The sequence below is a fragment of the Atlantibacter sp. genome (assembly GCF_032062175.1).
GTDB lineage: Bacteria > Pseudomonadota > Gammaproteobacteria > Enterobacterales > Enterobacteriaceae > Atlantibacter.
Window position 1 is genome coordinate 140,422 of sequence record NZ_DAMBQK010000010.1, and the last position, 11,505, is coordinate 151,926.

An 11,505-nucleotide genomic window follows, 5' to 3' on the forward strand; every position below is an offset into this window, starting at 1 on the left:
ACCCTCTAAATACATCGTACCTAAATGATACATGGCTGATGGCTCGCCTTATTTAACTGCAAGCTCAAAAATTTTTTGGCTTTATCATAATCCACAGCGACGCCCTTACCATTAAGGTATACGTAACCTAAATACATCTGAGCTTTAGCGCTGTTGTTTTTCGCAGCCTTCTCATACCAATAATTGGCCTTTTCGTAACTCTGAGAAGTTTCTTTGCCAGAGTAATACATATCACCTAAATCGACCTGAGCATCCGTGTTTCCGAGTTCAGCAGTGACCTGATAGAGTTCAAAGGATTTTTTCATATCCTTCGGAACACCCATGCCCATACGGTACATATTGGCAATTGAGTTTGCATCGTCTGCTTTACTTGTTGATGTTGGGTTTATGGTGAAACTTTCAGCAAAACATAGGGTGAAGATAAAAAACAATACTAATCCGTAAAATGGCTTCATAAAAGCACCTCTCTTAAAAAAACAATGAATCATTAGCTGTGAATAACTCTCATTATTAGAATATGCCTTTTGTAGCAATCACCATTTACCATAAGGATATTTTTTATTCTTTATAAACTCTTTCATCCCCTCACTATGTTCCTAGCTATTAGGAATAGTTAGTCTCACCTTTGCACATATTTAATTCTTTCCTTAAGCAGTTGTTATTCTTGTATCATTTAATGGAATATCTGAATGGCCATATTATCTCAACCAGACCGTACTTTTCCTTCCGGTGCTAATCCTATCAGCACAGTCTGCCGGTATGCATTTTTTGCAGGTTTTAAGACATCAGGATAAGGGGTTGTCATCTTCTTCCATGTATCTTGAGTAAACAATAAAGTGGACTGATAGATCTTTTTATCAATGATTGAGTCCCAACAAAATATCATTATCTGTGGTAACCTGTTGGCTTTATTAAATTGGGCGTTCCCCGCTGAATTCCGTTCACTCCATTTACCTACACTGATCCCTTGTGGCTGATCGATAGTCCGATATGTCGATGCATAACCATCAGCATCTAACAGATTCAATAGTGTAACCTATGCCGGTAAAGCGTTGGGGGTAGTAAAGGCAAAGTACCATTTATCCCAGGGGGTTTTAAGACTGTTAGGTTGTTCACTGGCACAGGCGTTAGCAAAACCCGCAAGTAATAAGACCGAAGTTATTCCGGTAATTGTTTTCATGATTTCCCTCCCTGCATATTTCAGACAACGCGCCCCCAACCGAGGTTTAAATGATTCGCGGATATTTAGCGCACTAACGTCTTTTAAAGATGATGTTTCACCATGACCCATAAGGGTATTTTTTCCCATTTATAAATTTCTTTATACCCTCGCTATATTCATATCCATTAGGAAAGTTCGTTTCACCTTTGCACATGTCAAGGTCTTTACCTGAAACGGTTGTTATTCTTGTATCATTTAATGGAATATCTGAATGGCCATATTGTCTTAGCCAGATTCGTACTTTCCCTTCCGGGGCCAACCCTATCAGCATCGTCTGCCGGAATGCATCTTTCCCAGGTTCTACGACATCAGGGTAAGGGCTAATCATTTTAGCCCATGTATCATGCGTAAAAAATAAAGTTGACTGATATATTTTTTTGTCAATAATTGAATCCCAGCAGAATATCATTATCTGTGGCAGCCTGTTGGCTTTATTAAATTGTGTATTCCCCGCAGAGTTACGTTCACTCCATTTACCTACACTGATCCCTTGTGGCTGATCGATAGTCCGATACGTCGATGCATAACCATCAACATCCAACAACTTCAATAGGGTAACCTGTGCTGCCAAAGATTTTGGGGTAATAAAGGCAAAGTACCATTTGTCCCAGGGGGTTTTAAGACTGTTAGGTTGTTCACTGGCACAGGCACTAACAGAACCCGCAAGTAATAAAAGCGAAATTAGTTTGGCGATTGATTTCATGATTTACCTCCCTGCATATTCCAGACAGCTCGAAGCCAACCCGGATTTGGGCGATTGATATAAAAAAACAAATCAGATGATTTCACTGCCCCGTAGATGGTTTTCACTTTATTCCCGTCCAGCCAGACATCTTTTACAACCACAGGGTTCCAGTGAGCGGAGCAGTGAATATATTTGCCAATTAATTGTAATTCTGGTGAAATAAAAGGTGTCGGCACTCCCCCATTTCTCATAGCCTTCCCTTGGTCAATTGCTTTTTGACATAAAGCTTCCAGCTCAGGCGGTAAAGAGAAATTCTCATCCTTGGGGAGAATTTCATTAAATAGCCCCCCAGCCTCCTGAGCCGCATCCAGCATCACCCGTAAACTAACTTTGCTCCAGTCATTAGTCACAATCCTCTCAAGAGTGACTGCCGCCCCAACACGCTTTTGTGTGATGCCACCGCGTTTTTTATCCTCGTTAACCAGATAGTCGTACCAGGTTTCTGTCTTTACTTCACCACTCGGAATTATCGCACTTAACGCTGGCAGGCTCTTTAAGTCAGGTATTTCAGCCGCTGAACGCCGGTAGATATCAGTTACTGCAGAAGGAATACTTTCACTGACAGTTTCGTTTTGGGGCTGAGTCAGGAAAAGATACTCCTTTTCCTTTGGATTATAGCCACCGCCGATATCCGAATGAACTCCCGGCAAAGCCAGCTCCGGCCAGGATTCCTTAATACTGTTCAGGCTGAAGTTGTATCGGCACTCATGCATTGCCGTGATCTGAAAGACTTTCTGTGCAATATCTGGAGGCAGGTCCAGCCCAACTCCGGGATTCACACCACCATGAACATCAAATAGATCACTTACTGTACCGACCGCACACACCGTATCAAATAACCCCAGAAAGCGGGTTTCACCTGCAGGTTTCCCATGCTGATTTCGTCCACCAAGCCCTTTCGTTATGGCCTGCTGTATGGCTTTATCGTTGTTTCTTACACGGTTAACAAAGTGGCGAGCAGCTGCCGCTCCGCGGCTAAATCCAAAAACATCGAACTGAATTTTTTCGATTGCAAAATTTATCCCTTGGTTAAGAGCCAGGAATTGAGAAATTTGTTCAGCAATAAGACCGACGCCTTCATCAGATTTATCAACGACACCGTAAAACCAGCCGCCCGTTCCCATACTTATCGTGCTATCGCCATTACCTTTGTCGGTACCGATTCCCTGTACATAGGCTGCGCGTTGATAAACTCTTTGTCCCTCAATTACTTGATCGTTGGTTACATAAAGTGTATTGAGCCAGTGGATGTTAGAATAATACCCAATATAGCTCCCTGCATTATCAAGTTTTTTCCCTATTTTTTTAGCACAGGCTTCAGCGTCTTCTGGCTTCATTCCTACATCAAGATGAGTACAGGATTCCAAAAGACGATTCTGGGTATTAAACGCATTATTCCCTGTACCATCAAAAAAAATACCAACGATAATGGTAATTCCTGGTACAGGCTTACGCTTACAGACAACTATTTTTTCTGAGACATTCACATCAGTAAAATGCTCGCACTCACTGGCTTCCCATGCATGGTAATCACTCATATTTACTCCCTATTGCTGAATTGCCGGTTCCAAGGATCTCAATGCTTAATTTTCCTGGCATTGAGGTATAAATCGGTAACGTTTTGCCATTATCATCTGAAATCCCATGAAACACCTGCCCATCAGTAGTCGTCACTTTATATTCAGTCTGAGGGATAATCCTCCCTTCTTCATCTGTCAGAGAGTAAACACCACCATAGCCTTTTGGAAATTCAGGAGCAGGTGTGTTCAGCGAAGCGGCTCCCATTTTCTGAACATTGGCACATTTCAGTAAAATATTCCCGGGACAACCGAGCTCAATATTCCCGTCACTTAACTTGATATAGGCACCACCACAGTTAACTACCAGTTCCGTTGCTGCTGTAATTTCAATTTTGCCTTCGGCGCTCGTTATCGTAACGTCTTTCCTGGCTAAAGCGTCCAACGCATCATCCTGCGCCTGGATTTCGACTTTCCCTTTCGCCGCAAACAGCTTCATACCTGCCTGACGGGCCAGCATACTGATGGCTTCACCTGCCGCTACCGTGAAGCGCTTCATCGCGCTGATATCTGCATTTTTTTGCGCCACGATCCCCACGCTGGCGCTTCCCGAGGAAACGCGTACACCTTCCGGGCTGCTGATGCTAACTCCTTGCGGTGCATTCAATACCATCCCCGGCTGTGCCAGTTCCGTCAGTGCATCCGTCAGTAGTTTCTGGCTCTGGATATCCGCCGGATACACCTGAGCACTTTCTGCCGCATTTGACAGGCTTCTGACAATGCTAAACGCATTTTCAAGCTGAGCCACAGCCTCTTTCATGGAGAGCATTTTGTCACTGGCGGATGGCTGTTTGTCTGCGCTAATAAACACACCGGCACCACCACGTACAGCCACCCATTTGTCGGTACGCAGTTCAGCCCCCTCTCCGCGAAGCGCCCTGTCAGCATCCACGTTGTGCCCTAAATTAAGCTGCGTCTTGCCCCCATACTCCGTACTCAGCTTAACGTGCTCTTCACCGCGCTTGTCCTCCATCCGCAACTTATTCAAACCCGCTGTGCGGATGACATTGCGCGTGCTGTTGGCTTCCGTAACGTGGTCAACATGCCGTGAATCGTGCATTGCGTGCGCGATATACGGGCGGTCCGGGTCGCCTTCATGGAACGCAATGGCAACTTCAGTACCCTGTATTAACGGAAAGTGGAAGCCGTACTTATCGCCACCGTAAGGTTTGGCAAAGCGCACCGGCATACTTTCCATCCCCTGACGCTTGTCGTCACGGTCGGCATCAAACTTCACCCGGTACATGCCCGAGGCGTCCTGCCAGGCGTAGATGTCGTTCTCTTTGGCGCTGGTCACCCGCGCCATCAGGGTCCCGCTGACCACAGGGCGCTTTTTAGCGGCAGGACGCCAGCAGCGGTTCTCAAAGTACGGCATGGCCGCCCACTCCACCTTCAGGGCATTTTTGCGGCTGGCGGTGTAACCGGCGCTGATGATAACGAGGCCGTTTTCGGTTTCCCGGGGCAGCGTTGGCGGGATGTTCGTTTCAGTGATGGTCAGGACCTGGGCAGGCCCCAGGGTGTGGTCAGTACTGCTGCCGGTCACCGTGGTCTGACTGGACAGGAAGCGCTCATGCTCCAGGCGCGCCCAGAAGTTACCGGTTTCGGTAGCGGGATTAATTTTATCGCCACGTTCAAGGTGGCGTGGGCGGTAATGGTAGACCTCACCATAGGTCACGCCCTCGCCATCGCCCCGGGTCATGTCTGCCGGCGCGGTGGTCAGGATGTTCTGGGCTTCCCGGTGGTTGTAGTCACTGGCCGTCACTGTGCGCTCCACCACATTGTGCCAGAGACGGACGCCCCACACTGACTCCACCGCGTTGTCATTGGTCCCTGACGGGCTGTTCAGCGGCAGTTTTTTACCGAACGTCCAGGCACTCTGCTTGTCCGCAAAGTGCACCACCTCGGTCCGGGTGTCAGGCTGTAGCGTGAAGAAATAAAATATTCCCACTTCGGCCAGCAGGCGTTCGATAAACGCAAGATCACTTTCCTGATACTGGTTAATCTGTTCACGCTTCGGGTATTCGGCCTTCAGGTTGAATTCATATTCCCAGCCTTTCAGGCCATGCTCATGGAGTACTTCAGTCACCACCTCCGGTATCGATTTGTTGACAAAGAAGCGGTGGGTTCGGAACTGGTTTTTTAACAGCGCCAGAAACGGCTCAATAATGACTTGATAAGTCGCCTGGTCACGCGAACCGCTGATACGCTTAAAATGGGTGACCACGCCGTGCACCACTTTCTGCCCGGTCAGCCCCATGAGCGGCCCTGTTCCCATGGTCAGTGTGGCAGGCTTACTCAGCAACTGTGCGGCATCAATATTCAGATCGCTGCTGGTAAACAGGACGGTGTAATAATACAGCTCACTCATGAACTCTTTGCCGCTGAACTCCTCCACATCCAGTGATGCGGCGCAGGACGGTATATTCAGACGGTAGCGGTTCAGCCCGCCTTCAGTTAATGTATTCAGCGTATCAGTCAGACTCATTGTATTAACTCCATGGGATAACCTGCTGTCCATAGCTCTAATTGCCGAAAGGCTGGTAACAGGTATGATCGGGTACTCAGCGAGTACGGTAAAGAGTGATTACGGCTCCCGGCCCGACAGAAAACACGAGGGCTTTTATCAGTAACACCGTCATTCCAAAATTATCCGAAGGGAAAAACGTATTTTATTATTCGGTTATTTCACCGTATGGGCGTGTTATTTCTCTGCTGGTAGGTTGGACATTAAAAATACGTTCCTTATTAATTTCCAAAGTTACCACGAACTTACGCGGTTCATCCTCATATCTCTTTGATATTAAAACATACTCAACGATAAACTGCCCGTTTGTCGGGAAACGATAAAAAGACGGAGGAATACATAACAATCCGTTTGCAATTAACAGCTCTGGATTGTCAGTGAATTCTTTTTCACGAGATGGCGTGTGTCTGGGGTTGATTGAGATAATGGCTGGCTGATAATCCTGTGCATTGACGATATTAAAACAAACATCTTCACCTACCCGGCTTACTTGCGTAGTTTCATCAAAGCGGAGTCTGTCACCGGATCCAGGGCAGCCCGTCAGTGTTAACAGACATATAAAAAACAATAAGCTCGATCGCAAATAATGACAGGCTACTCTGCTTACCATGGGAAACCTCGTAATGTATTACGGTATTGTTGACGTATTACAGGCTCAGAAATGCTACCGTCCAGAGTGACGTCATTAGATCTTCGTAAAAAAGTCCATGCCCAATACCCATGAGTCTGCAACGTAAAATTATCCGCAATGATTTGTGCCTGCTGCTCCATCGGATAATCACTTAACAAACGGCCATCGAGGGTATAACGATAACTTACCAGCCAGCTGATAAGCCCCCGACCAATCACATTCACCCCTCTGGCCCGTTGCCAGACATGGCTCATTTCATGGATAAATAAATGTTGAAAATCATCGGTCGACTGCGAAAAATCTTCATGGTACTGATCGCGAAAATACAGCTCGCCGTTCGGCGTCATCGCCGTATCTTCATTTTGCAGATTAAAAGGCAAATAACTGTCTTTATGAATCCAGACTTTTGGGTATTCAATGGTGGATGCAAAAACAGATTGCGCCAGTTGGATTTCACCGATGGTCAGAAGCCTGAGTTTTCCATCTTTTAGTGTTTGCTGTGTTTTATTAGCCATGAACGAACTCCTGTTCTATCCCTTTTCCTCACCGTCAGGGATTGTGTTTTCTGCTTCGAGCCATCTGTATTAGCAGTTGCTGACTCTGCTCCAACAACTTCAGCAACCAGGTTTCCCGCATGCGCGTGGAACTGCGCGCCTTCCATCGAACAGGCGCAACGTCGCAGCATAATGGCTGGTTTTGCATGAGATCCTCTCTTTATCGGTTTCTGGACACGCTACCGCCCCTCGCTGTTTCCCGTGAAGGGGACCAAAGCGCACAAGGTCGGGCTGGCAGTTTGTGATTTACGCGGTGGCGCGTTCGTTCAAGGAATCGGAATGAATGATGTTGCCGTCCCTGGAGGTTTAGGTGATTTTTTCGTCGCGCAGCTCAATCTGTTCAAGGATGCTGCCTTCACAGTCTTTAACGTCCACGGACCCTTTAATGCCCGCACCGCCGTCGTCTTTCAGCCAAAGATAAACAGGAATTGCCATGTCATTACTCTCCGTTGTGTGGTGACGCCGGGGGGTTGCCCGGCAGCTGGCAGGCATCCGCCTGCGGCACCAAACTGATTTCGACACGGCGGTTGAGCGCGCGGCCTTCCGGGGTGTCATTGGTGGCGACAGGGCGGCCTGCGCCGTATCCCTGCACCGCAAAACAGCTTTCCGGCACGTCGCCGGAGTCACGCATCCAGTCGCGTACCGCTTCGGCACGCTTCAGGGACAACGGCTGGTTTATCTGCTGGCTGCCGGTGTTATCAGTGTGACCCGCCACCACAATCAGCCAGCCCGGTCTGGCTTTGATGCCCACCAGGGCGTTCACCAGCACGCGGGTGGAGCCCGCCTTAAGGTCCGCGCTGCCGGAGTCGAACAGCGACATGCTGTCGAGGCGGACGGTTTTCGGTCCCTGAACAATCTTTTTGATAACCGGTGGCGGGGGTGCCCAGTCATTCACGGCGGCTTCTACCGGCGGGATCAGCCGCAGCCCCTGATACAGCCCTAACCGGTAGCGAACAGGCGCCCCCCGTCGCTGCCAGTCATCCAGCAAAGCCCCGTCAGCACGCAAACGCTGCTGCGCCCGGAGTTTGGGGGCAACAGGCTGACCGCTCAGGTGGTGATAGAGGGCAAGGTGATCGCCAATATTGCGGATAAGACGCTGGTTATTCACCCAGGACGCCAGCATCGCCAGTGCCAAAAAAATCCCGGCTATCAGGCCGGCATAACGCCAGAACACCATCCTGCGGCTGACGCCCCGGCGTCGTGGCAGGGCGGGCAGCAACAGCTCCGGTAACGGTAAGGGATCTTCGGTCGGAGCAATGTCCGGGGGGAGTGCCGTGAGGCTGGCGATATGCTGTTGCCACAGGTTGTCGGTCAGCCCCCTCACTGGCGTCATGCACATCCCCTGAGCGCACGGCTTCAGGGCAGGCAACTCGCCATGGCGAACCTGCAACAGTGAGTTGACAGTGCTCGTCTGCCAGCTCAGCAGGCTGTCCAGCCACAATGCCTGACTCAGGCGTGACAGGCGCTCGCGGGCATCGTTGTCCCGGGTCCACTCTGCCAGTGACAGATTGCCCTGACCGGGCTGATGGACCTGAATGCCGGCGCGATTACGGGCGGCGGTGAACCAGACAGGCTCTGCATCGTAGCAGGCTGCTGGCGGGGACACCCACGTGACTGTCCAGACGGGCGGAATACTGCCCGTGGCGGTACGACACTGCACCACACCGCGCTGCCAGCCCCGCAGTTGCTGGGCAATATCATCCGCAGAGCTGTGTTTTTCGGGCTGGATGGCCAGCAATACGGAAATCTGCGACACCAGGGCAGGACGGACCTGACTCAGGTGCTGCGCCAGTAGCGGTAATTGCTCTGCATCTTTTACCCACAGATACCAGCCCTGCCGGGTTTCCCGGTGGCAGGTTCCGGGTGCAAAGAGCGCCGTGTTATCTCCGCAGGCCAGAATGATAGCCCCCTGAAAATCCTCCGGCGGCAGGTTGTTATCCCCGAGATCCCTCACCGCTACGGCCAGCGACCGGGCAGCCCGCCGCTGGTGCCACAGCATCATGCCGCACACCAGGATAATCAGCAGACTCAGTGCCACGCGGGTTGTGACTGACAACGGCCAGAAACCCAGGATGAGCCACAACGCCAGCACCGTGCTCAACGCCGTTAACAGACTCCGGTAAGCATCACGCATCACTCACCCCGGCCTGACAATCTGGCTCACCAGTTCGGTGAGCGAAGACGAGAGGAAAAACCAGAGTGCAGCCAGTGCCGCCGCGCCGATAACCCAGGATAACCAGTACCCGCTACGACCGCTCCGCAGCCGGGACGCTCCGGCCACAATTGGCGCATCCTGCGCCAGCGAAAATGCCGGCACCCGCTCACCAAGCTTGCGTACCACATCTTCCCGACGATCGTCATCGTGGGCACGATACCGCCCCACAAACCCCAACTGCAGAGTGCGGTATAAACAGGTCAGCACCGCAGTGTCCGGCGCGGTTTCCTTAAGCAAATTACGGATACGCTCCCAGAGCTCCTCTCCGGCATTCAGCGTTCCAAAGAAATGTGCCTGTAGCGGGTCACGGTGCCAGACCAGATACCCGTTATCTGTCGTCCCACGGTTAAGCACGCTTTCATCAAGCAGGGCACACAGGGCGTACACCATATGGTCACGGCTGATATCGCTGTATCCCGCACTGGTCAGTGCGGTACGTGCATCCTGAACCAGGCCACAGGCCCGGCGGTATAGTTTTTCCCCTTCCCGTACTTCCTGACCGCCACGAAGCTGGCTGGCCATCAGCCAGCCGGGATAGAAAATACGCTCAATCTCGCTGATATCGGATTTGGTCATGTACGCAGCACCGCAAAGAGTTCAAGTTTCACATCACCGAGTGAGCCCGGAGTGTAGAAAGTACAGCTTTCCGCCTCCAGCATCGCCCGTGCGGCTTCCGTAGACAGATCCAGCGAGAAGTACTGGTTTTCCAGCCGCAACGGAATAGCCGCTGGCACATGGGTGAGCGGTTTAATCACCATCCCACTCAGCGCCACATTCACCACATCGGAGACATCGTCAAAACTGCCGGCCTTGCACAACAGCGGGAACCTGATCTGCAGTTCGTGATTGGGCATGGATGAGCGTACAGAGAGGTAGAAATCAGCCCCTTCGCGCAGGCGGGCGTCATGCAGGGGGCCTTTCCAGATCTGATCGTGATGATCAAGATGAATACTCACCACTCGTGACGGCAGGCTCGCTTCAAGGAGTTTGTCCAACAGGGTCAGTAACGGCGGGAACACCTGTTCAGGTGCATCATGCTGATACACCGGAATATCACCGGCATCGTGCTCCAGCGAGAACGTCAACAGACTGCCGGCAAGGCGGACCAGCTCCCGGTATAGCAGTTCGGGATGGCGGGACGGCGTCTGTAACAGCTCCACCAGAACCGGTTCGGCACTGTTCAGGGCATTGAGCAGCCAGAACAGAGACACGTCGGCCACCGCAAAATCGGCCATACGTTCATTGCTCTCACGGCGCATGGCCATCAGGCGACGACGACGGACCTGCAGACGCACCAGGAGGTCACCCAGCTCAGTGACCAGTAAGGGGCTGGCGGAAAGCGACAGCATTGGCGGGACGAACGACGGGTCACGGCTCCACTGCCCCTGGGCATTACGCACCAGACGGGCCACCGGACAGGTCAGGTAAGCCGTATTTTCCTGGCTGGATAAGCGCAGCGTGATGGCGTTGCGCAGAACAGCCAGCTCACCGCTTTCATGGCCAGCCAGTTCCTGAACCACCACCCGCTCCGCTTTCCAGCGCCGGGGACGTTCGCTGTCCTGCCCGTTATCCAGATTGCCACCACTGGCACTCAGAAGGGGTAGCGAAGCGACCACCTCAACGGTCTCACTTCCGGCCGCAGGAGACAGGTCGCAGACCGGTGGCAAATTGTCCGCGAGGTCCGTATCCACAATCGTGCCATCCTGAAACCGCAACACCAAGCGGGTGGCGTTCAGTCGGGACAACGCCAGGGCCGCATCATCAAACTCAGCAGCCACCACACCCCAGGGATGAGAAATCCCCATCCGGGCCACCGTGTCAGCAATGTGTGCATTCCAGCGGGCCTGCTGCTGAAACTGTTGCGGGGCCAGTACGGCCCCGTCCTCCCAAAGTGGGCGATAAATTTTCATCCCTGATCCCCCTCGCCTTACGCTTTCGCTTTCGGCATCTGGCTGACCAGGGACAGACTGACGTCCATGCCCTCCACCTGGAAATGCGGTACGGCAAACAGTCTGACGCGGAAAAAGCCCGGGTTGT

General features: G+C 51.5%; 11 protein-coding genes and 1 pseudogene. All 12 read right to left on the bottom strand.

What is annotated here, in order from left to right:
- Positions 1 to 20: 20 nt before the first annotated feature.
- Entirely contained in the window at positions 21 to 455 is a 435-nt protein-coding gene (locus RT120_RS11630; RefSeq protein WP_312982775.1) for a tetratricopeptide repeat protein, read from the bottom strand.
- Positions 456 to 703: 248 nt separating this feature from the next.
- Positions 704 to 1,027 carry a DUF2931 family protein gene (locus tag RT120_RS21755; protein ID WP_409515045.1) on the bottom strand — a complete coding sequence of 108 codons (324 nt, stop codon included), beginning with the start codon at positions 1,025 to 1,027 and terminating at the stop codon, positions 704 to 706.
- 9 nt (positions 1,028 to 1,036) lie between these two features.
- Positions 1,037 to 1,180, bottom strand: a complete 144-nt coding sequence (locus tag RT120_RS11635) for a hypothetical protein (protein ID WP_312982777.1) — start codon at positions 1,178 to 1,180, stop codon at positions 1,037 to 1,039.
- 97 nt (positions 1,181 to 1,277) lie between these two features.
- Positions 1,278 to 1,925 carry a DUF2931 family protein gene (locus tag RT120_RS11640; RefSeq protein ID WP_312982779.1) on the bottom strand — a complete coding sequence of 216 codons (648 nt, stop codon included), beginning with the start codon at positions 1,923 to 1,925 and terminating at the stop codon, positions 1,278 to 1,280.
- On the bottom strand, positions 1,922 to 3,505 hold the full coding sequence (locus RT120_RS11645) for a DUF2235 domain-containing protein (protein WP_312982780.1): 1,584 nt from the start codon (positions 3,503 to 3,505) through the stop codon (positions 1,922 to 1,924). The genes RT120_RS11640 and RT120_RS11645 overlap by 4 nt, the downstream gene beginning before the upstream one ends.
- Entirely contained in the window at positions 3,498 to 6,029 is a 2,532-nt protein-coding gene (locus tag RT120_RS11650) for a type VI secretion system tip protein VgrG (RefSeq protein WP_312982782.1), read from the bottom strand. Before RT120_RS11650 ends, RT120_RS11645 begins: the two co-directional genes overlap by 8 nt.
- A 187-nt stretch (positions 6,030 to 6,216) precedes the next feature.
- The gene (locus tag RT120_RS11655; RefSeq protein ID WP_312982783.1) at positions 6,217 to 6,678 is read right to left on the bottom strand and encodes a putative T6SS immunity periplasmic lipoprotein; all 462 of its coding nucleotides are present in this window, start codon (positions 6,676 to 6,678) and stop codon (positions 6,217 to 6,219) included.
- Complete coding sequence (locus RT120_RS11660; protein ID WP_312982784.1) at positions 6,672 to 7,214, bottom strand: type IV secretion protein Rhs; 543 nt, start codon at positions 7,212 to 7,214, stop codon at positions 6,672 to 6,674. The genes RT120_RS11655 and RT120_RS11660 overlap by 7 nt, the downstream gene beginning before the upstream one ends.
- 348 nt (positions 7,215 to 7,562) lie before the next feature.
- Positions 7,563 to 7,688: pseudogene (locus RT120_RS11665) on the bottom strand (hypothetical protein); the annotation flags it as partial.
- Positions 7,689 to 7,692: 4 nt separating this feature from the next.
- Positions 7,693 to 9,387: an OmpA family protein gene (locus RT120_RS11670; protein WP_312982786.1), complete on the bottom strand. Its 1,695-nt coding sequence runs from the start codon at positions 9,385 to 9,387 to the stop codon at positions 7,693 to 7,695.
- Between the two features lie 3 nt (positions 9,388 to 9,390).
- Complete coding sequence (tssL, locus tag RT120_RS11675; protein WP_312982787.1) at positions 9,391 to 10,044, bottom strand: type VI secretion system protein TssL, short form; 654 nt, start codon at positions 10,042 to 10,044, stop codon at positions 9,391 to 9,393.
- Complete coding sequence (gene tssK, locus RT120_RS11680; RefSeq protein ID WP_312982788.1) at positions 10,041 to 11,378, bottom strand: type VI secretion system baseplate subunit TssK; 1,338 nt, start codon at positions 11,376 to 11,378, stop codon at positions 10,041 to 10,043. The genes tssL and tssK overlap by 4 nt, the downstream gene beginning before the upstream one ends.
- Positions 11,379 to 11,505: the final 127 nt, after the last annotated feature.

Bases quoted from the DNA above. Each gene is read 5' to 3' on its own strand.
- RT120_RS11630 (WP_312982775.1), bottom strand. From the start codon at position 455: ATGAAGCCATTTTACGGATTAGTATTGTTTTTTATCTTCACCCTATGT.
- RT120_RS11635 (WP_312982777.1), bottom strand. From the start codon at position 1,180: ATGAAAACAATTACCGGAATAACTTCGGTCTTATTACTTGCGGGTTTT.
- RT120_RS11640 (WP_312982779.1), bottom strand. From the start codon at position 1,925: ATGAAATCAATCGCCAAACTAATTTCGCTTTTATTACTTGCGGGTTCT.
- RT120_RS11645 (WP_312982780.1), bottom strand. From the start codon at position 3,505: ATGAGTGATTACCATGCATGGGAAGCCAGTGAGTGCGAGCATTTTACT.
- RT120_RS11650 (WP_312982782.1), bottom strand. From the start codon at position 6,029: ATGAGTCTGACTGATACGCTGAATACATTAACTGAAGGCGGGCTGAAC.
- RT120_RS11655 (WP_312982783.1), bottom strand. From the start codon at position 6,678: ATGGTAAGCAGAGTAGCCTGTCATTATTTGCGATCGAGCTTATTGTTT.
- RT120_RS11660 (WP_312982784.1), bottom strand. From the start codon at position 7,214: ATGGCTAATAAAACACAGCAAACACTAAAAGATGGAAAACTCAGGCTT.
- RT120_RS11670 (WP_312982786.1), bottom strand. From the start codon at position 9,387: ATGCGTGATGCTTACCGGAGTCTGTTAACGGCGTTGAGCACGGTGCTG.
- tssL (WP_312982787.1), bottom strand. From the start codon at position 10,044: ATGACCAAATCCGATATCAGCGAGATTGAGCGTATTTTCTATCCCGGC.
- tssK (WP_312982788.1), bottom strand. From the start codon at position 11,378: ATGAAAATTTATCGCCCACTTTGGGAGGACGGGGCCGTACTGGCCCCG.